This is a genomic window from Janthinobacterium sp. 344, from assembly GCF_900112025.1.
In the GTDB taxonomy this organism is placed as follows: domain Bacteria; phylum Pseudomonadota; class Gammaproteobacteria; order Burkholderiales; family Burkholderiaceae_D; genus Janthinobacterium.
In genome coordinates this window covers 239870-260452 of the sequence record NZ_FOKL01000004.1, presented here as the reverse complement: position 1 = coordinate 260452, position 20583 = coordinate 239870, and the positions used below count along the sequence as shown (strand labels likewise).

14 protein-coding genes are annotated in these 20583 nt (G+C 64.4%); 7 read left to right on the top strand and 7 right to left on the bottom strand.

Annotated features, from left to right (window positions below):
• Position 1: 1 nt before the first annotated feature.
• Positions 2–1195 (bottom strand): type II secretion system F family protein, encoded by a 1194-nt coding sequence (locus BM193_RS13455; protein WP_092796512.1) that lies wholly within the window; start codon positions 1193–1195, stop codon positions 2–4.
• 258 nt (positions 1196–1453) lie between these two features.
• Positions 1454–3985 (bottom strand): M4 family metallopeptidase, encoded by a 2532-nt coding sequence (locus tag BM193_RS13450; RefSeq protein ID WP_092796510.1) that lies wholly within the window; start codon positions 3983–3985, stop codon positions 1454–1456.
• Between the two features lie 709 nt (positions 3986–4694).
• Here BM193_RS13450 and BM193_RS13445 point away from each other — a divergent pair.
• Positions 4695–5315, top strand: coding sequence for a hypothetical protein (locus BM193_RS13445; protein ID WP_254786164.1), 621 nt, complete (start codon positions 4695–4697; stop codon positions 5313–5315).
• A gap of 50 nt (positions 5316–5365) precedes the next feature.
• On the opposite strand, the gene argH is transcribed toward BM193_RS13445, so the two are convergent.
• Positions 5366–6763 carry an argininosuccinate lyase gene (gene argH, locus BM193_RS13440; protein ID WP_092796506.1) on the bottom strand — a complete coding sequence of 466 codons (1398 nt, stop codon included), beginning with the start codon at positions 6761–6763 and terminating at the stop codon, positions 5366–5368.
• Between the two features lie 276 nt (positions 6764–7039).
• On the opposite strand from argH, the gene BM193_RS13435 reads away from it, so the two are divergent.
• Positions 7040–7246, top strand: coding sequence for a hypothetical protein (locus BM193_RS13435; protein ID WP_092796504.1), 207 nt, complete (start codon positions 7040–7042; stop codon positions 7244–7246).
• A gap of 213 nt (positions 7247–7459) precedes the next feature.
• Positions 7460–8761: an alpha/beta hydrolase family protein gene (locus BM193_RS13430; RefSeq protein WP_092796502.1), complete on the top strand. Its 1302-nt coding sequence runs from the start codon at positions 7460–7462 to the stop codon at positions 8759–8761.
• A gap of 39 nt (positions 8762–8800) precedes the next feature.
• On the opposite strand, the gene BM193_RS13425 is transcribed toward BM193_RS13430, so the two are convergent.
• Together BM193_RS13425 and BM193_RS13420 are read right to left on the bottom strand one after the other, a co-directional pair.
• Positions 8801–10189, bottom strand: coding sequence for a YfcC family protein (locus tag BM193_RS13425; RefSeq protein WP_092796500.1), 1389 nt, complete (start codon positions 10187–10189; stop codon positions 8801–8803).
• A gap of 14 nt (positions 10190–10203) precedes the next feature.
• Complete coding sequence (locus BM193_RS13420) at positions 10204–11340, bottom strand: succinylglutamate desuccinylase/aspartoacylase family protein (RefSeq protein ID WP_092796498.1); 1137 nt, start codon at positions 11338–11340, stop codon at positions 10204–10206.
• 201 nt (positions 11341–11541) lie between these two features.
• Between BM193_RS13420 and BM193_RS13415 the strand changes: the two genes are divergently transcribed.
• The 3 genes from BM193_RS13415 (at position 11542) to BM193_RS13405 (ending at position 16803) form a co-directional block, all read left to right on the top strand.
• Positions 11542–12558: a MurR/RpiR family transcriptional regulator gene (locus BM193_RS13415; protein WP_254786112.1), complete on the top strand. Its 1017-nt coding sequence runs from the start codon at positions 11542–11544 to the stop codon at positions 12556–12558.
• A gap of 33 nt (positions 12559–12591) precedes the next feature.
• Positions 12592–15387 carry a TonB-dependent receptor gene (locus BM193_RS13410; protein ID WP_092796496.1) on the top strand — a complete coding sequence of 932 codons (2796 nt, stop codon included), beginning with the start codon at positions 12592–12594 and terminating at the stop codon, positions 15385–15387.
• A 162-nt stretch (positions 15388–15549) separates the two neighbouring features.
• Entirely contained in the window at positions 15550–16803 is a 1254-nt protein-coding gene (locus BM193_RS13405) for a cyanophycinase (protein WP_092797153.1), read from the top strand.
• On the opposite strand, the gene BM193_RS13400 is transcribed toward BM193_RS13405, so the two are convergent.
• Together BM193_RS13400 and BM193_RS13395 are read right to left on the bottom strand one after the other, a co-directional pair.
• Positions 16794–18005 (bottom strand): DUF418 domain-containing protein, encoded by a 1212-nt coding sequence (locus tag BM193_RS13400; RefSeq protein WP_092796494.1) that lies wholly within the window; start codon positions 18003–18005, stop codon positions 16794–16796. The two genes, BM193_RS13405 and BM193_RS13400, sit on opposite strands and share 10 nt — an antisense overlap.
• Positions 18002–18604 (bottom strand): TetR/AcrR family transcriptional regulator, encoded by a 603-nt coding sequence (locus tag BM193_RS13395; protein WP_092796492.1) that lies wholly within the window; start codon positions 18602–18604, stop codon positions 18002–18004. The genes BM193_RS13400 and BM193_RS13395 overlap by 4 nt, the downstream gene beginning before the upstream one ends.
• 206 nt (positions 18605–18810) lie before the next feature.
• Between BM193_RS13395 and BM193_RS13390 the strand changes: the two genes are divergently transcribed.
• Positions 18811–20265, top strand: coding sequence for an IgA Peptidase M64 (locus BM193_RS13390; protein ID WP_092796490.1), 1455 nt, complete (start codon positions 18811–18813; stop codon positions 20263–20265).
• Positions 20266–20583: the final 318 nt, after the last annotated feature.

Here is a 20583-nt window from a genome sequence, read left to right as displayed (position 1 = left end):
GTCAAGATAAGCTCCCCGCCAGTTCAAAGATCGGCATGTACATCAGCACCACCACGCCGCCGATGACGACGCCGATGATGGTCATCAGGAGCGGTTCGAGCAGGCGCGAGGCCCAGTCCACCCAGCGGGCGAATTCCTCGTCGTGGAACTTGGCCGAGCGTTCCAGCATGTCGCCCAGGCGGCCCGTGTTTTCTCCCACCTTCAGCAGCGATTGCGCCACCGGCGTGGCCATGTCGGCCGCTTCCAGCGCGGTGGAAAACGGCATGCCTTCCTGCACCGCGCGGCGCGCCTGCGCCAGCTGCTCCTGCTGCGCCGGCAGCAGCATGGGCGCGACCATGGCCAGCGCCTTGTGCAGCGGGATGCCCGCATGCAGCAGCAGGCTCAGGGCGCGGTAGAAGCGCGCCAGGCGAAATTCCGCCGCCTTGTCCGCCAGCACGGGCAGGCGCAAGAGGCGCAGCACCAGGGCCTGGCGCGCGCCGGCATTGGCGACGCCGAAGACGACGGCGCCGACGGCGGCGGCCAGGGCGCTGGCGCACAGCAGCGGATGGGCGGCCAGGGTCTGGCCAAAGCCCAGCAGCATCTGCGACATCCACGGAATCTCGCGGCCCGAGCTTTCGTACACGACGCTGAACTTCGGCACCACGTAGCCGAGCAGGAAGAGCGTGACCAGGCCGCCGACAACGAGCAGCATGCACGGGTAGATGGCGGCGGAAATGAGCTTTTTGCGGATGGCGTCGAACTGCAGCTGGTAGCCGACGAAGCGCGCCAGCGCCTCGGGCAGGTTGCCCGAGCGTTCGGCCGCGTGCACGGTGGCGATGTAAATGTCGGGGAAGATGTCGGGGAAACCGGCCAGGGTGTCGGAAAAGCTTTGCCCCTGCTGCAGGGTGAGCACGATGGCGGCCAGGGTCGCCTTGGCGCCCGTGCGCGTTTCCTTGTTGTGCAGGGTGGCCATCGCCTCGCCCAGGTTCAGGCCCGCTTCGAGCAGGGCCAGCAGCTCCTGGCTGAATTGCAGCAGGGGCAGGCCCTGCTTGCCGGGGCGGACCACGGCGCCCGCGTCCGGCGCGGCGCCATCGTCGACGGCCAGCACGCGCCAGCCGCCGCGCACGGCCGCGCGGATCGCCTCGGCCTCGCTGGCGGCGTCGATGGCCAGCGCCTGGCTGCCCGCCGGGCCCTGTACCTGGAGGTGGAACTGCATGGCCGCGTCAGGCGAGCATGGCGATGGGCGTGATAATGGCGTGGTCGATGGAGGGGACGGCGCGTGCGGACAAGGTCGAAGTAGGCATCGGTCTGGAACAATCTAAAAAAGTTCAATTCGTCGCGGGTACCGGCAGCAAGGTGCAATCACTGCCTCAGGGTAGACTGGAATTGCAAGAAAATCAATCGTGGCGTGCTGCGCGTGCGGACCGGCCTTGGCATCGATGGCTGGCCCGCACGTGTTTACCTATTTGCCCGCTTACTGCGTGACCAGGCTGACCTTGTCGATCACGAACGAGGTTTGCAGCGAGGCGTCCTCGGTGGCGGCAAACGAGATCTGCACGGTCTGGCCCTTGTAGGCGATCAGGTCAAACGTGCGGATCTGGTAGCCGGCCGCCTTGTTCGCGTTCGAGTAGGTGGCCAAAGTGCCCAGCACGGTGCCGGCGCTGTTCTTCACGGTGACCACCAGCTTGTCGTAGACGGTGGTGCCGGTTTCGGCCGTGTCGATATGCAGCGCGAACGTCAGGCTGGCGGAGGTGGCGGCGGCCGGAATGGCCACGCTTTGCGTCAGCGATTCGCTGGCCGTGACGCCATTGCCGCCCAGCCAGGCGTACTTCGTGCCCTCATACGCGACTTGTCCCGTGAAGGTGCCGATGGCGCCCGTCGTGCCGCTCCAGCCCGTGGCGCCGGATTCGAAGCCACCATTCGTCACTCTTTCCGTGGCCGAGCTGGTGCCCACCGTCAGGGTGGCGTTGTTCGACGTCGCCGTCACGGCGGGCGACGAGGAATCCGTCACCGTGGCCTTGAAGACGGCGCCGCTGTCGGCCGCCACGGTGGTGAAGCTGTAGGTCGGCGCGGTGGCGCCGCTGATCACGGCGCCGTTGCGGTACCACGTGTAGGTGTATGGCGCCGTGCCGCCGCCCGCACCGACGGCGAACGAGGCGGTGGCGCCCGGTGCGACGGTGATGCTGGCTGGCTGGCTGGTGATGCTCACCGCGCCGCCCGTGGTGGTTTCATCGACGTCGGTGCCCACGTTGATGGCCGCATAGGCGCGCTTGACGGCGGTGGCCTCGGCGCTGCCCACGCCATACAGTTCTTCGGCGGAGGCCAGCACCTTGTTGCGCGCGTCGGCGTAGTTGGTCGACGAGGTGAACTTGGTGGTGGCTGCCTTGAACCAGATGCGGTAAGCCTTGTCGCTGCCGATGCCGGTCATGGCCAGCGGGCTTTTGTTCAGGTAGGAGCTGTAGTAGTCGCTGCTGGACGTGGCGTTCGAGCCTTGCGACAGGAAGTAGAACATGCGGTTGTTCGGGCCGCTGCTGTAGTGGACGTCGAGGTTCTTGATGGTGCTGCTCCACGCATTCGGGCTGCTGCCATCCTTGCTCGGCTTGTACAGCCAGCGCAGCGGCTGGCCATTCTTGGCGATTTCCTTGCCCGTCATCCAATCGTTGCCCGTGTTGGGAATCGTGGTGCCCGTGCCGCCGGCGCGCGCATACGCTTCCACCATTTCGCCGGCGATGTCGGAGCTCGATTCGTTCAAGCCGCCCGATTCCTGCGAGTAGATCAGGCCCGAGGTGGCGTCCGTGATGCCGTGGCCCATTTCATGGCCGATCACGTCGATGGAGCCGAGGTTGTTGAACGAGCTGCCGCCGTCGCCGATGTACATGCACTTGCAGCTGTTGTCGTAGTAGGCGTTGTCGTACGCCGTGTTGACGTGGGCGGCGATGTGGGTGGCCGTGTTGTTGCCGTCCAGGCTGGACCAGCCCAGCACGTTCTTGTGCGTGTCGTAGGTGTTCATCAGGCCCCACATGGCGTTCACGGCCGCCGTCTGGCCATTCGCGTTGGTGGTGCTGCCGCCGCTGATGTATTGCTGGCCATCGCCCCAGGTATTGCTGGTGCTGCTGTACACGCTGCCCGAGGTGGTGCCGTGGTTGGCATTCGTGATGGCCATGCCGCCGAAGCTGCCGCCCGTGCCGCGGCTGGGGTCCTTCATGGTGTAGGTGCTGCCCGTCAGCGTGGTGTTCAGCGGTACCTGGCCGTTGTACTGGCTGTTGCCGATGCCGGCCACGGTCTTCAGGGCTTTCCACTGGCGCAGGATGCGGCCATCCTTGGCGCTGACGACGGTGTCGTAGTACACGGGCTTGCTGCCGCTGATCATGCGTGTCTGCACCAGGTAGGCCAGCTCGTAGTGGTCGACGACGTCCTGCACGTCGAGGGCGTTCAGGGCCGCTTCCGATTTGTTTTCGGCGCCAGCCACGCGCACGGTTTTCATGACCGGGTAGATCAGCAGTTGTGCCTGCGGCGGCACGTGGTCGATGGCGCGCACGCCGATGTTGTCCACGGCGGCGGCGATGGCGGCGGCCGCGCTGATGGCGGGCGTGGTGTCGATATCGGTGGTGGCACTGCGCGTGACGGAGTTGACGCCGCCGCTACCGAGGCCGGAAGCGCGGTCCGAGACCGATTCGCTGACGATGTCGCCGGCGCTGTTGCTGACCACCACCGTCTCGGAACCGAAGACGGGCAAGCCCTTGTAAGTGTGCTGCACGCGGCTGACGCGCGTGCCGCTGACGCCCGGATGCTGGGCGCCGACGGCGAAGCCATGGTCGGCGTTCAGGCCGCGGCTGCGCGCCTGCGCCGCCAATTTGTTGACCAGGCTGGCTGTCTCTTGTGGCGACGCCAGGCTGACCGGGGCGGCCATCAGGGTGTGTGGCAGCGGCGTGGCGGCATCGGCCGTGGTGGCCATCAGCGGCAGGGCGGCGATGGATGCGGCAACTATCGTCAAACGTAAATTCATTTCTGCTCCATGGTATCGGTTAGGAAAATGGTGAATGAGCTGGCCGCGATTGTCTGATGGCCACCCCGGCGGGCCTGGCGGCGGGCGGATAGCCTGCCGTTTTTTGTGCTGGATGACGCCGGGTAGAGCGACACTAAACTTGTCGATATCGCCATGTCAAAATTTTCAAGAAATGGGTCACGCTGCTGTTTTTTGTTAAAAATTGAACATTTATCGGCAATTTATGAAGAGATCGTTTGATCTGCCGCAAGTCGCAACTTTGGTTTTGGACTACTCCCTCTGCTTGCCTGCCCAGTTGGCAAAACACTGTTGCATTTTTTAAATGTTGCGATCTACACTAGGTCTGCGCGTTGCCTCAAGCGGTACGCGCGAAGACAAAAAAAGCGCACGCGGCAATGACCGCGTTCATGCAGCGCATCGGGAAGAAAAATCAGGAGTCTCACATGACGTCAGTACTGTTTTCTGCTGTTGGTTTCAGCCACTTTCCCTCTGGAGCGGCGCTGATGCTGCATCCGCCTTCCTAGCTGCCATCGCCCGGAACGTCCCCCGCAAGGGTTTTTTTCAAGGTGAGCGGCCGCGCCTCCAGGCGTGGCCGTGGGCGCAGTGCGTCTTTTTTTTCAGGAAGGGTTGCCGGCTCCTGGTGCGTGCACCGGAATCACCGGCCCACAGAACTATGCTTTCGATAGCGACTAAAGTGGAACGGATCGTGATGGAATCGGCCTTTCTCAGCGAGGGCCTGGGACGCGGCTTGCTCAACCTGTCGGAGCTGGCGCGCCAACTGCAGCCGCAGCTGCAGACCGATATGTGGAAACCCGTGGGACAGGCCGCCGTGGTGATGGCGCTGCGCCGGCTGGCCGAACGCATGCCGCAGCAGAAGAGCGGCGAGATCGTGCTGGCGCACCGCGCGGGAGAACTGTCCACGCGCAGCGAATTGATGGTATTTACCTACCGCTATTCCGACCAGACCTATGCCTGCCAGCGGCAACTGCTGGCGCTGGCCGCGCCGCAGCGGGGCACCTTCATCACCATCACGCGCGGCGTCAACGAGGTGATGGTGATCTGCAGCCGCAGCCTGCACGCGCTGGTGGACGAGGTGTTCGGCAGCGAGCAGGAACTGGCGCGCCTGGAACGGGTGACGGCCGTGACCCTGCACCTGGCCGCCGAAACCTGCTACACGCCGGGCGTGTATCACGCCATCCTCAAGCGCCTGGCCTGGGAGCGCATCAACCTGATCAACATCATCTGCACCTACACGGAGCTGACCTTGCTGCTGGAAGCGTCGCAGACGGGGGCGGCGTTTTCCGTGCTGTCGAAAATCGTCGCGCAATAAAAAACGCCCCGCGGCATCGCTGCCGCGGGGCGCTGACGGGGAGATCCCGTTTATTTTTCCAGCTGCGTGCGCACGCGGGCGATCGCGGCGCGCACCTGGTTTGGCGCGGTGCCGCCCACGTGGTCGCGCGCGGCCACGGAGCCTTCCAGTGTCAGCACCGCGAACACGTCTTCGTCCGTCAGTGGCGAGAACGCGCGCAGCTGGGCCAAAGACAGGTCGGCCAGGTCGCAACCGGCATCGACGCAGGCGCGCACGGCCAGGGCCACCGCTTCATGGGCGTCGCGGAACGGCAAGCCTTTCTTGACCAGATAGTCGGCCAGGTCGGTCGCCGTGGCGTAGCCTTGCAGGGCGGCGGCGCGCATGGCTTCCGGTTTCACCGTGATGCCGCCAGCCATGTCGGCGAAGATGCGCAGGGTATCGATGACGGTGTCGACGGTGTCGAACAGCGGCTCCTTGTCTTCCTGGTTGTCCTTGTTGTAGGCCAGCGGCTGGCCTTTCATCAGGGTCAACAGGCCGATCAGATGGCCGTAGACGCGGCCGGTCTTGCCACGCGCCAGTTCCGGCACGTCCGGGTTTTTCTTTTGCGGCATGATCGACGAGCCGGTGCAGAAGCGGTCGGCGATGTCGATGAAGCCGATGCGAGGGCTCATCCAGATCACCAGTTCTTCGGCCATGCGCGACACGTGCATCATCAGCACGGCGGAGGCGGCGCAGAATTCGATGGCGAAATCGCGGTCCGAGACGGCGTCGAGCGAGTTATGGCAGACGTCGTCGAAGCCCAGCGTCTTGGCCACGCGCAGGCGGTCGATCGGGAAGGTGGTGCCGGCCAGCGCGGCGGCGCCCAGCGGCAGGCGGTTGACGCGCTTGCGGCAGTCCGCCATGCGCTCGGCGTCGCGGCCAAACATCTCGACGTAGGCCAGCATATGGTGGCCGAAGGTGATCGGCTGCGCCACCTGCATGTGGGTAAAGCCCGGCATGATGGTGTCGGCGTGCTGCTCGGCCAGGTCCGTCAGCGCGCTGCGCAGGGTGCCCAGCAGGGCGGTGATGTCGTCGATGGCGGCACGCACGTACAGGCGGATGTCGGTGGCCACCTGGTCGTTGCGCGAACGGCCCGTGTGCAGGCGCTTGCCCGCATCGCCGACCAGTTCGGTCAGGCGTTTTTCGATATTCAGGTGGACGTCTTCCAGGTCCAGCAGCCATTCGAACTGGCCGCTGGCGATTTCCTGCGAAATTTGCGCCATGCCGCGGACGATTTCCGCGTAATCGGCCGGGCTGATGATGGCTTGCGCATGCAGCATTTCCGCATGGGCCAGCGAACCTTCGATGTCGAACAGCGCCAGGCGCTTGTCAAAAAATACAGAAGCTGTGTAGCGCTTGACGAGGTCCGAGACCGGTTCGGAAAACCGGGCCGACCAGGCTTCGCCCTTTTTGGAGAATTGATCAGTCATGAAAGAAGTCCTTTAGTGTACGGCGATTATAAACAAGGTTGGCCCGCGGTAGGGCTTTTAGGGGGCGGCAAGGCGGCGAAATGGCGTGGAATGGGGCTTGCAGGCGTCAAATGCGGCTGGCCGGGCGTTCTTCTGCGTTCCATCCTGCGCTTTTGTATTCTGTCCCGCAAATCGTGCGTTTTGTCGCAATCCGATGGCAGGGAAGAGGCGATTTGCCTAAAGTTCCATCATCGCAGGACAAACAGCAGACACCACTTCAACCCAAAGGACATCATCATGAACATCGCCAAAAACATGGAAGCCATCTTCGTCGCCATCATCGCCATCGCCGCCGCCACCAGCCTGGCCACGGCCGCCGTACCGAAGTTCCGCGCCGCGCCTGCCGCATCGGCCGCCCTCGTCGCTCCCGCCGACCAGGCCACCATGCACACCGTGTATGTCAGCGCCAAGCGCCTGAGCGCCGCGGAAAAGGCCGCCCTGTAAGCGCGGCAATGGCATTGCCGGCAGTTCAAGAAGCATCGGCAGCAAACAGCAACACCGCATCACGGACAGGCAGAACGGGCGGCGCCCCCGGTTCTTTTCAGCCCGGGCGAGACGTAGGGTTCCCCCGGCGCGGCACTGTCCCCGCACGTTATCGGCGTGCACCATTGGCGTGATTCGCTTCACTGCGCAATACCAACCCTGGACCCGTACTCCATGAACGCTTATTTTCTCTTGCCATTGCTTGCCTTGTCGCTCACGGCGACTGGCGCACCGCTGCCCGGCGAATCCTCGCTGGCGCAGGGACAGGCCGCGCCCGGTGCCTTTGGCGCCGCCCCGTGCGAGACCGGTATTTTCCGCCAGGACCAGACGGCCTTCGTCGCCCTCACCAAAGGAGGGAAAGGCTACAGCTACACCTTCAGCGACGGGACGGTTGGGAATACCCAGGATGCCGGCGCGCTGCTGGTGTGTGGCAAGGACGCCGTGATGGTCAGAGCCACGCAGCGCTGGCCCAAGGTGGCGCTGGCGGAATCGGATACGCGCTTTGCATCCGGCGGCGTGATGCTCGCGGGCCGGCTGATCGAGGCGCCGGGCGCGGACCAGCACACGCCGCTGGTCGTGTATGCGCATGGCTCCGAGGGCACTGGCTGGATAGACCGCGCGCGCGATCCATACCAGATGGTTGGACGGGGCGTGTCGGTGTTCGTGTATGACAAGCGCGGTAGTGGACTGTCCGAGGGCGAATATACGCAGAATTTCCCGCGCCTGGCCGACGACCTGGTGGCAGCCTCGCACGAAGCCAGGCGGCTGGCGCAAGGACGCTACGGCCGTCTCGGCCTCGTTGGCGTGAGCCAGGGCGGCTGGATTGTCCCGTTGGCGCAGGCGCGGGCCAAGGCGGATTTTATTGGCATCGGCTATGGCCTGGCTGTCGATATCGCGCAGCAGGATGCGGCGCAGGTGGAGATGGAATTGCGCGACCGCGGCTATGGCGAGGACATCATCGACAAGGCCCGCAGCGCGACGGATATCACGGCAAGGCTGGTGAAATCCGCTTACCACGATGGCCTGGATGAACTGGCGGCGTTCCAGCAGCAGTTTGCCAGGGAACCCTGGTTTTCTCTCATCAAGGGCGGCTATACGGGCGTGCTTTTGGGGATGCCCGTCGAAGAGTTGCGCAAGCATGGCGTACCGCGCTTCGACCAGCTCGGTGTCGACTGGTCGCAAGAGCCCATGCAGGTATTGAGTCATGTCACGGTGCCGCAGTTGTGGGCATTGGCGGAAGACGACCGCCAGGCGCCGCCAGCCATCACGGTGGCGCGCCTGGCGGCATTGCGCGGCAAGGGCCAGGCCATCTCCGTCTATCTCTTCCCGCAGGCCGATCACGGCATGCGCAGCTACGAGCAGGCGCCGGACGGCACGCGCAAGCCCACCGTCATCACGCCAGGATATTACGATCTGATGGCCGACTGGGCACGGGGCCGCGTCGAAGGACATTACGGGCAAGCGTACCGCAAATAAGAAAAAGCCACGGAGAACAGGCGTCGCCGTGGCTTTTTTTTATTGCCAGTGCATCAGGCAGGGCGGAATCAAGAGCAGCAATGCCAGCACCAGGTAGATCAGCTGCAGCGGGATCATCCACTTGGCCCAGGTGATCCAGGGCACGCGCGCCAGCGCCAGCACGCCCACGGTGATGCCGGACGTGGGGATCATCGGCGTGGTGAATTCGCCGAACTGGAAGGCCAGGATGGCCGTCTGGCGCGTCACGCCCACCAGGTCGGCCAGCGGCGCCATGATGGGCATGGTCAGCGCCGCCTGGCCGCTGCCCGAGTGGATGAAGAAGTTGATCACCGACTGCATGAAGAACATTTTTTGCGCGGCGAAGACGGGGCTCGACGATGCCACCAGCGGTGTCAGCGCATGCAGCATGGTGTCGATGATCTGCGCGTCGCGCGCCAGGATCATGGTGCCGCGCGCCAGGGCGATGACCAGCCCGACGCTGACCATGTCGCGCGCGCCTTGCACGAAGGCGGCCACCAGGCTGTCCATGTCGAGCCGGCCGACCAGGCCGACGACGATGGCCATGAGCAGGAACAGGGCGGCGATTTCATCGATGAACCAGTCGTACTTGACGACACCGACGACCATGGTCAGCAAGGTGCCCAGGAAGATCCACAGCACGGCGCGGTGCGTGCGCGTCATGCCAGCGAAGCTGTCCAGCTCCAGCGTATGTTCGCGGCGCTTTTCGATGTCGAGCAGGTAGGTCGGGCTTTTTTCCGGGTGGCGCTTGATGCGCGCCGCGTACCACATCAAGAAGACGATGCTGACCGCCGTGGCGATGGCCCAGACGATGAGGCGGTAGCCGATGCCGGAAAAGATCGGCACGCCGGCGATGCCTTGCGCGATGCCGACGTTGAACGGGTTCAAAAAGGCGGCGGAAAACCCCACCTGCGAGCCGATGAAGGGAATCGACACGCCGGTGATGGTGTCATAGCCCAGCGCCAGGGCCAATGGCACGAAGATGAGGATGAAGGGAATCGCCTCCTCGTTCATGCCGAAGGTGGCGCCGCCCAGCGAAAACATGGTGAAGAAGACGGGGATGATGGCCGCGCGCACGAAGCGCGAACTGGTGTGCGCCTTGGCGATGGCCTTGATCAGCGCATCGAAGGCTTCGGTTTTTTGCAGCACGGCGAAGGCGCCGCCGACGATCAGCACGAAGCCGATGATCAGGCTGGCGTCGACGAAGCCCTTGATGGGCGCCATCATCAGCGCGGCCAGGCCCTGCGGCTTGTTGTCGACGTAGTGGAAGGTGCCGGGAATGATCAGCTGCTTGCCATTCACCAGCTGGGTGTCGAATTTCCCGCCCGGCACCAGCCAGGTGGCCAGGGCGATCATGGCCAGGATGCCGCACAGCAGGACGAAGGTATTGGGGAGCTTGAATTTTCTCATGGGGCTAGTGTTCTCTATTGGCTGAGCAGGCTGCCGCCGCGGAAGGCGACGCTGCCGGCGACCTTGCCGACATTCATGCCGCGCAGGACGTGGCGGTGGGCGCTGCGCGCGAAGAAGACACCCGCGACCGTGCAGCGCAACGTCGTCGTTTCGCCGCTGACGGGATCGATCAGGTCGGCCAGCGCATCGCCGGCGGCCAGCACGTCGCCCATGTCGCGCAGGTACACCAGCACGCCGTGATGCGGCGCGAGGATCGGTTCCACGCCGGCCAGCGGCGTCGGCTCGCATTGCGGCGCGGGCAGGTCGTCGCCGGCGCCATCGATCTCCAGCACGCCCTCGATGGCGAGGAAGCGCAGCAGGGCGGCGGCGTCGCGTTCGGCCAGGGCATAGCTCACTTCCACTTCGCCGCGCAGTTCGACGGTGGTTGACAGGCAGGCGGCGGGAATCGGGAAGCGGCCTTTGAAATGCGCGTCGAGATCCCACCACAGGCGGCTGCAGGCTTCATCGAACGGCTCTTCGCCGGCCGCCAGTTCCAGCAGCACGGCGCGCGCGCCCAACAGCGCCGACAGGGGCGCGATCTGCGCCGCCAGCGGCGTGCCCGTATAGATATGCAGGGCCGCTTCGTTGTCGCAATGCAGGTCGAGCACGATGTCGGCGTCGATGGCCATGCCCAGCAAGGTTTTTTTCAGCGTTTCCGCATCCGTGCCCGGCTGCCAGGCGGCGACGGCGTCGCGTGCATGCTCGCGTATCAGGGCCACGTTGGCTCGCGCATCCTGTCCCAGCTTGCCATCGAGCGTGGTTTTCAGTTCGTCGGCCACGTGGCGGTAGGCGCGGTTGAAGTTGATGCCGGTGGTCAGGTCGAAGCGGCCGAACGGCGCGCCGTGGATGGCTTGCGCCAGGCCGAGCGGATTGGCGGCCGGCACCAGGATGATTTCGCCGTGCACCTTGCCCGCCGCCTCCAGCAGCAGCAGTTCGCGGCGCAGGAATTGCGACACCAGCATGCCCGGCACCTCGTCCGCGTGCAGGGCCGCCTGGATATACACCTTCTTGCCGCTGCGGCTATTGGCCGCCGCGCCGCCGAAATGAAAACTGCTCAGTTGGCAGGACACGCTGGCGTGTGGCGTGGAGATGGGATGCTGTTGTACTTGCATGGGGATTCGCCCCAAAACGGGGCGCGGTTGATGGATTTCGGTCGATTATGTAGCATTATTTTCACGAAGTAAATCAATGAAAATCCTTTTACAAAAATTTGTTGAGTTTTCTTTTTGATATGCGTAAAGTGGGTTCAGGCGTTGATTTGTCGCGCCTTGACGACGATCCGCCGCACATGAAAAGCCCAGGCCGCCAGTGATATGAAAACCTCCGCCAGTCCTGCCCGCAGCACTACCCGTACGCCGCGCACGTCAGCGCCTGCCGCGCCATCGTCGCCGGACGCCGCGTTTGCGCAATCGCCGCTGGGACAGGCCCTGATGCATGTGCTGGGCAGCGGCTCGGCGTCGCAGCGCCAGATCGCCGACTACCTGCTGCGCAACCAGATGCGCGTCATCGCGCTGGGCATCGAGGAACTGGCCGACAACTGCCAGGTGTCGACGGCCACCATCAGCCGCTTCGCGCGCGACATCGGCCAGAAAAATTATTCGGCCATGCGCAGCGCCATGGCGGAAACCCTGCAGGCGCTGTTGCAGCCGGTCGACAAACTGCGCCATACGATAGAGCGGCGCGCGCGCGCCACCTCGCCCATCACGCAAAGCCTGGAATATGCGGCCGCGAATATCGCCGCCACCTCGGGCGCGCTGTCGCTGCCCGACATGCATGCCGTGGTGCGCCGCCTGACGCGCGCCAAGGTGGTGTATGTGATGGGCTTTGGCCTGTCGGCCAACCTGGCCGGCATGCTGGTGCAGCATTTGCAGCCATTTTGCCCGCACGTGGTGGAAGTGGTGGGCATCGGCGGCTCGGAAGTGGCGGCTGGCCACCTGGTCAACCTGACCGTGCACGACGTGCTGGTGGTGATCTCGTTTCCCCGCTATACGCTCGATTGCATCGGCCTGGCCAGCTTCGCGCGCGACCGCGGCGCCTGCATCGTGGCGCTCACCGACTCTCCCGCTTCCCCCCTGGCCGACCTGGCCGACCATGCGCTGTACGCGCAAAGCACGCATCCCGTCCTGCCCAGCAGCGCCAGCACGGCGCTGGCCATGATCGAGGCGCTGGCCGTGGCGCTGATGGTGTCGAACAAGGACAACGTTGAAAAAGCCGCCCGCCTGAGCGAGGTGATCGCCGCCTACCTGTACGGCGGCGAGCATGGAGTGCAGGGACCCCGGAAAACAGCAGTCAAGCAGCGCAAGGCAGTGCATAAAAAGCAGTCATTATAAAAATCAGGGTTAACACCATCTGGGAGAGTTGGAATGCAAGCAGAAAAACAGGACGGCAGTCGCGCACTGCCACGTGTATCGGTGCTGGCGCATGCCGTGCGCCTGGCCGTCGGGGCCATGGGCGTCACGGCGGCGCTGGGCATGCTGGGTGCGGGGGCGCTGGCGCAGGAGCAGGGGACGGACGCGGAACCGGCGCAGAAGAAGATGCAGCGCGTGGAAATCACCGGCTCGGCCATCAAGCGGCTGGAGTCGGAAACGGCGCTGCCGGTGCAGGTCATCACGCGCGCCGATATCGAGAAGGCGGGCGTGACGACGGCGGCCGAGCTGATGGCGCGCGTCTCGGCCAACGTGGGCGGCCTGACGGATGGCGCCAGCATCAACGTGGGCGGCGACCAGCGCGGCTTCAACAGCGCCAACCTGCGCGGCGTGGGCACTTCGTCGACCCTGGTGCTGCTCAATGGCCGGCGCATGGCCAACTTCGCCTCGCCCGGCGACGACGCGGGCGTGGACCTGAATAACATTCCCGCCGCGGCCCTGCAGCGCGTGGAGGTGCTGCTCGACGGTGCCTCGGCCCTGTACGGCACGGACGCCATCGGCGGCGTCATCAATTTCATCACGCGCAAGGATTACCAGGGCGTGGAGCTGAACGCGTATGGCAGCGCCACCGATGAAGGCGGCGCCGGCAAGCGCACGGCCAGCATCACGGCCGGTACGGGCGACCTGGCCACGGATGGCTACAATATCTTTGCCGTCGTCGACCTGCAAAAAACCGACCGCCTGAGCACCTCGCAGCGCAAGTTCATTCCGAACCTGCAGGTGCCGCAGCGGCTCGGGCATTTGCTGTCGAGCTTTACCAGCCCGGCGAATATCCGCCTGTCCGGCGAGCAGCGCGACTATTTGCAGGATAACGGCTTCCTGCTCAATGGCCGGCCCATCACCAACCGGCAGATCAATCTGTCGATCCCGAATTGCGCGCCGCCGGCCAATCTGTACCTGCCGGCGGGCACGGGCGGCGTCGATGCCTGCACCTACGACTACATGGGCGACACGGAGCTGTATCCGAAGACGGACAAGCAGAACCTGCTCACGCGCGGCGTGCTGAAACTGAACAACGACCACCAGCTGTATGCGGAGGTGGCGCTGAGCCGCTCGCGCAGCTATTACGTGGGCTCGTCGGCGCGCGTGACCGGCTATCTCGATTACAGCAAGGTGCCGCAGCTGGCCAATACGGGACTGGACAGCATCGTCGACGAAGACGGCAACCAGACGGGGCGCGAACTGGAATTGCGCATGCGCCTGAACGAGGCGGGCATGCGCACCAGCGAGCTGACGAGCGAGAGCCAGCGCTTCGTGGTGGGCGCCACCGGCACCGTGGGCGGTTGGGACTACGACGTGGGCCTGAACCACAGCGTCAACGTCGTCAAGGACCGCGACACGCATGGCTATGTCCTGTACGACAAGCTGTTGGAAGGCATCGCCGCCGGCGACATCAACCCCTTCGGCCCGTCGAGCGCGAAGGGCAGGGCGCTGATCGACAGCATCCAGGTCAATGACGAAGTGCGGCATGCGCGCGGCACCATGGACTCGCTCGATTTCAAGGCATCGCGCGCGCTGATGGCGCTGGGCGGCGGCGACCTGGCGCTGGCCGTGGGCGGCGAAGTGCGGCGCGAGCGCACGGAGTTCCGTCCATCGGCGCTGCTGATGAGCGACAATATCAACAACGATGCGGCACCGGAAGGTGGCGGCCCCACCAGCGACAGCCGCAATGTGCAGGCCATCTACAGCGAACTGCTGCTGCCATTCAGCAAGCAGTGGCAGGCACAGTTGTCCGGCCGCTATGACCATTACCAGCAGGTGGGCGGCGCCCTCAGTCCGAAGATCGGCCTGACCTACATGCCCAGCAAGCAGGTGCTGATGCGCGCCTCGGCGGGCAAGGGTTTCCGCGCGCCGTCGATGTCGGACCTGCACCGGCCCACGGTCTACAGCCAGACGGCGACCCTGCCCGATCCCGTGTATTGCGCGACCGAGGGCAATGATTATTCCGTGTGTGCCGATAACTGGGACACGCGCCGCTACAGCAATGACAAGCTGAAACCGGAACGCAGCCGCCAGCTTTCCGCCGGCGTGGTGCTTGAGCCGAGCCAGCACTGGACCTTCAGTGCCGACTACTGGAACATCAAGCGCACGGACCTGATCAGCGAAATCGGCGACGACATCATCCTGGCCAACCTGTCCAAATATGGCGACCTGGTACACCGCGACGAGGATGGCTTGATCGACTATATCGAACTGCGCAAGGAAAACCGCGGCGCGCAAAAAGCCGCGGGCATCGATATCACGGCCGACCTGCATGGCGTGAAAACGGCATGGGGGCGCTTCGGCGGCCACCTGAGCGGCACCTACGTGCTCGACTCGAAAATCCAGACCAGTCCTGGCGACGTCTTCATCAGCAACCTGAACAAATTCGTCACGGACGGCGTGGTGCAGCGCTGGCGCCACACGATCACGCTGGACTGGGACAATGGCCCGTACTCGGCCAGCCTGTCGAACACCTATTCGAGCGGCTATGATGACCAGAACTCGGCCATCAACGTCGACGATGGCAGCGTGGTGGCGGCCAACCGCGTCAAGGCCTACTCGCTCTGGGACATGTCCGCTGCCTATGCTGTCAGCAAGCAGTTCAAGCTGCGCGCGGGCATACAGAATATGTTCAATACCAGTCCGCCCTACTCGAACCAGGCCTATTTTTTCCTGTCCGGCTATGACCCCAGCTACTCGGACCCGCGCGGCCGGCGCTTCTATGCCAGCGCCAGCTACAGCTTCAAGTAGGCAGTTTTGCACAGAAACCCGGAGATACCGCAATAACGCTGTCATATGCGGCAAGTAGTATCGTAGTTCGATGGAGTTGGGTGGCAGGCAGCAGTATCGGCAGCAATGGCGCGTGCCCGTATCAACAAGCGCGCGCCACTTTTCTTGCATTCGAAAGGCACCATGAAATCATCCGCAAGCCTGTATCAGAAACTGTGCGCCGCGCTGCTGTTCGCGCTGGCGTTTTGCAGCATCCATGCCTGGGCGGCGCCGGGCGGCAGCGCCATCGGCACCGCGCCGCAGGGCACCCTCGTCATCATCGGGGGCGGCCTGCGGGCCGATAATGCCGAAGTCTGGCAGCGCATCGTCAAGCTGTCGGGCGGGCAAGGCGCGCGCATCGCCGTGCTGGCCTCGGCCGCGATGAACCCGGAGAAATCCGGTGAAAGCATCATCAAGAAACTCAAGCAGTACGGCGGCGACGCCTTTTTCGTGCCGCTGGCCGTCAAGCTGCCCAATAGCGACTACCGCAAGGCGGCCGAAGACCCGTCCATCGTCACGCAGATCAAGTCGGCCACCGGCATCTATTTTGCGGGCGGCGACCAGGGGCGCATCACGCAAGCCTTGCTGCGCCCGGACGGCAGCCGCACGGCCGCGCTGGAAGCCATCTGGTCGGTCTACCGCAATGGCGGCGTCATCGCCGGTTCCAGCGCCGGTGCCGCCATCATGAGCACCACCATGTTCTACGATGCCAAGCCGGTGCTCGACATGCTCAAGATGGGCGTCACGGATGGCCGCGAAATCGCGCCGGGCCTGGGCTTCATCGGCAGCGATGTCTTCGTCGACCAGCATTTGCTGGTGCGCGGCCGCTTTGCGCGCATGATTCCCGTGATGCTGAAAAAAGGCTATCACCTGGGCCTGGGCATCGATGAAAACAGCGCCATGGTGGTCGACGCCATGCGCGACGTGGAAGTCATCGGCTACAGCGGTGCTTTGCTGATCGACCTGTCGGGCGCCATCAGCGACCGGGGCGTGAAAAATTTCAATATCAGCAATGCCGCCATCAGCTACCTGGACCGGGGCGACAAATTCAACCTCGTCACGCGCGTGTTTACGCCGTCGCCGGACAAGGCCGACAACAAGCTCGATCCGAACCAGCCCGACATGCGCGAACCCGTGTTCACCAACGATATCCTCGGCAATAACGCCGTGCTCGACCTGATGGGCAACCTGATCGACAACGCGCAGCAGGAAGCCATCGGCATCGCCTTTGGCAACCCGCGCGATCCGTATCCGGACCTGGGCTTTGAATTCCGGTTCAGCAAGACCGTCAACAGCGTCGGCTACAGCTCCACCGAGGCGGAAGCATATTCGGTGCTCAAGCTGCGCCTCGACATCCGCCCCATCCAGCTGCGCCAGCCCTTGTACCGCTACAAATAGCCGGCAGGCGATCGCCGCCAGCGGGGCCACGCGGCGATCGTCAAGGCCCTGAGCAGCCATTCGACGGGGCCGTACGCGTGGTGACGCAGCCACCAGCGGCTCAGTGGCAGCTGCAGGCAGAAGATGGCGACGGCCAGCGCCAGCGCGCCCGGCGGCGAGACGCCGCCCATCAGCCTTGCGCCATAGGCGAGGAAGAGCAGCGCGCAGATGGCCGACTGCAGCAGGTAGTTCGACAGGGCCATGCGCCCCGTGTCGGCCAGCAGGGCAAACAGCATGCCGTCGCGCAGCCGTTCGAACAGGGCCAGCGCCAAGGCCAGATAGGCGCCCGCCAGCAGCGGCGCCGTCGCCAGCCCCGTGGCCAGTCCCGCCACCTGCCATGCCTGGCTTTGCCCGTACACGGACGTCCACGCATACAGGGCGGCACCGGGCAATCCGGCCAGCGCGCCGGCCCACAGCAGGCGGCGGCGCAGTGGCAGGTAATCGCTTGCGTGCAGCAGCATCTCGCGCTTGCCGGCGGCCAGGCCGCACAGGAACATGGCCAGCGCGCACGGCGCCTGCACCAGCAGCAGGACGATCCAGATTTCCCGCAGTTCGCGCAGGTGCTGCGCCACGATCGTGGCCGGCGTGCCGCGATAGGCCGCCAGCGCGGCCGCCGCCTGCCGCGCCATCGCCACGGCATGTTCCGCCCCGCCTGGTGGCTGCAGGCCTTGCAGCCACGCCATCCATGCCCAGAACGCCACGCAGACCGTCAGCAGGATGGCGGCCAGGGCCAGCGCCGTGCGTTCGCCGCAGCGGTGCAGCGCCAGCAGCACGATGCCCAGCACGGCGTAGGTGGTGAGTATGTCGCCATGAAACAGGATCACCGCATGCAGGGCGCCGATCAGCCACAGGCCCGCCTGGCGGCGCAGCATGCGTGGCGCGAACGGCGCGCCGGCGCGCGCGGCCGCCTGCATCTGCAAGGTAAAACTGTAGCCGAACAAAAAAGAGAACAGCAGGTAGAACTTGGTCTCGAACAGCAGCGCGACGAGGAAGTGCGTGGCGCGGTCCACGCCGCCGTGAAAGGCGGGATCGGTCAGGCCCAGGCCGAACCAGGGCGTGGCGAAGGCGCCGATATTCACGGCCAGGATGCCGAACAAGGCGCAGCCGCGCAAGGCATCGACATCGGCGATGCGCGCGCAGGAGGTGGCTGGCGCGCCGCTCATGCCTGGACCGGACGCAGGAAGCGGGCCAGCAGCAGGTGCAGGCTGGCCCGCTGTGCCAGCGGCGCGTAATGCGGATCGACGGCGACCCGGCTGAAGATGCCGTCGACCAGCGCGGCGATCCAGCCGGCCGTCTGCGCCGGATCGAGCGCCGCATCGACTTGCCCCCGGGCGGCGGCGCTTTCCAGCAGCGCCTGCACGCCGGCGCGCAAGGTGGCGTCGTTGCGGGCTACCCGGGCGGCGATATCCGGATCGCGCAGCGCCTCGGCGGCAATGTCCAGCGCCAGGCCTGCAACGTCGCCATCGGCGGCCAGTGCCAGTACCGCATCCATGAACGCGAGCAGGGCGCCGTACGCATCGGCACTGCCTTGCAGCTGGGCGAAATAGGCGGCTGTCTCGGCGCCTTCCTGGTCGACGATGGCGGCGATGATGGCTTGCTTGGAGGGGAAGTAGTGGAACAGGTTGCCGGGACTCATGCCCGCTTGCGCACAGATGGCGGCGGTGCTGGTCTGGTGGAAGCCCTTGCGGGCGAAGCAGTGGCGTGCCGCCGCCAGGATGGCGTCGCGGCGGGCCGCGTGTTTGCCGGGATCGATGGTGCGCATGACTTTTCCATTAATTAATCGATTAGTCAGTCTAATATAAGGCAAGGCCGTGAGCGGGTCAAGCGCGAGGGAAAATCGCTGCTTTGCATGCTTCCTTCCTGTCGCTACAATGTGCCGCAGCGGTTTTTCGCCGGCCCGTGGGCAGGGCCGCCGATTGTTTGGAAAACCCTTCCCTTCACCTGTTTTTCTACCGTTTTAGGAATGCCATGCAGCAGACACCGATCCGATCCCTCCTGTGCGCGCTGGCGCTGGCCGCCGGTTTGACGCCCCTTGCGCCCTTCGCGCAGGCCGCGAGTCTGGCTGCCAAGGCGCAGCCGGCCACCATGCGTCTCGATTACCAGCACAGCGGCAATGCGCTGGGCGAGCATTACGCGGTCGAGCGCGTGCTGGTCGAGCCGCTGCCATGGCCGGGCAACATGGCGCGCACCATCGACGACAGCAACCGTGGCAACAACCTGCTGGAAGTGGTCGACATCCAATCGGGCAAGGTGCTGTACTCGCGCGGCTTTTCCACCATCTTTGGCGAGTGGGCCAGCACCGATGAATCCAAGACCACCACGCGCGCGTTCCAGGAATCGGTGCGCTTCCCGCAGCCGGAGCAGCCCGTGCGCGTGCGCATCCTCAAGCGCGATGAGCGCGGCCTGTTTTCCATCGTGTGGAGCACCGATGTCGATCCGGCGGCGCAGGACGTGATCCGCAAGCAGCCGCCGGCGCCCGTCAAGCCCATTCCGATCCGCGTCAGCGGCCCATCGAGCGACAAGGTGGATCTGCTGATCATGGGCGACGGCTACACGGCTGCTGAAATGGGCAAGTTTGAAGCGACGGCGCGCAAGCTGGCCGAGCATCTGTTCACGGTGTCGCCGTTCCGCGAGCGGGCCAATGATTTTAATGTCTGGGCCATGGCCGTGCCGACGCAGGAGTCGGGCGTGTCGCGTCCGTCGACGGGCGTGCACCACGCTTCGCCGCTTGGCACGCGCTACGATATCTTCGGCAGCGAGCGCTATGTGCTGACGACGGACAACCGCGCGCTGCGCGACCTGGCGCAATACGCGCCGTATGAATTCATCGAAATCCTCGTCAACAACGATACCTATGGCGGTGGCGGCATCTTTGGCCAGTTCAGCACGGCCGCAGCCAACAACGACTGGGCCAACTACCTGTTCGTGCATGAATTCGGCCACCATTTCGCCGGCCTGGCCGACGAGTATTACACCTCGCCCGTGGCCTACCAGTCGAACGGCGAGCGGCAGGAACCGTGGGAGCCGAACGCCACGGCCCTGCGCGACCCGGCCAGGCTGAAATGGAAAAACCATGTGAAGGCCGGCACGCCGCTGCCGACCCCATGGCCGAAGGAAGCGTACGACAGCCATGCGCGCGAATACCAGCAGCAGCGCGCCGCCCTGCGCGCGGCCAACCGCCCGGAAAGCGACATGAGCGCCTTGTTCAAGGCCGACCTGGCGTACACGCAGCAGCTGTTCTCCAAGGCGCCGCAGCGCCATGCGGTAGGCGCCTTCGAGGGCGCGAACTATGAATCGTCCGGCTACTACCGGCCCGAGATGCAATGCATCATGTTCGACCGCAGCGAGACTTTCTGTTCCGTGTGCCAGGACGGCATCAGCACCATCATCGACCTGTATTCGCGCCCCGCGCAATCCATTTAAATAAGGCAATAGTAGCAATCAAGTCATTGATGGGGTGCCATGTTGCGTCGCAATAGCATGGCCCCCATTTTTGTTTCCACAGCTACATTCCCTCTGCGCCGCACCATTCCCGTCCCCGTTTCCCCTCGTAATACCAATTCGCATTGCAAAAGTCACTTTCATTCTCGCCAGGTCACAATAGTTATCATATAAATACCGCGATTCGATTGCTTACAATTTGTTTCATTTAAATAATATTGGGGTAGAATTTGATGTACATCAATGTTGCATCGCCGCAATCGCACTTATAGTTGACCTCGCTCAAGGCATGAAGCATGC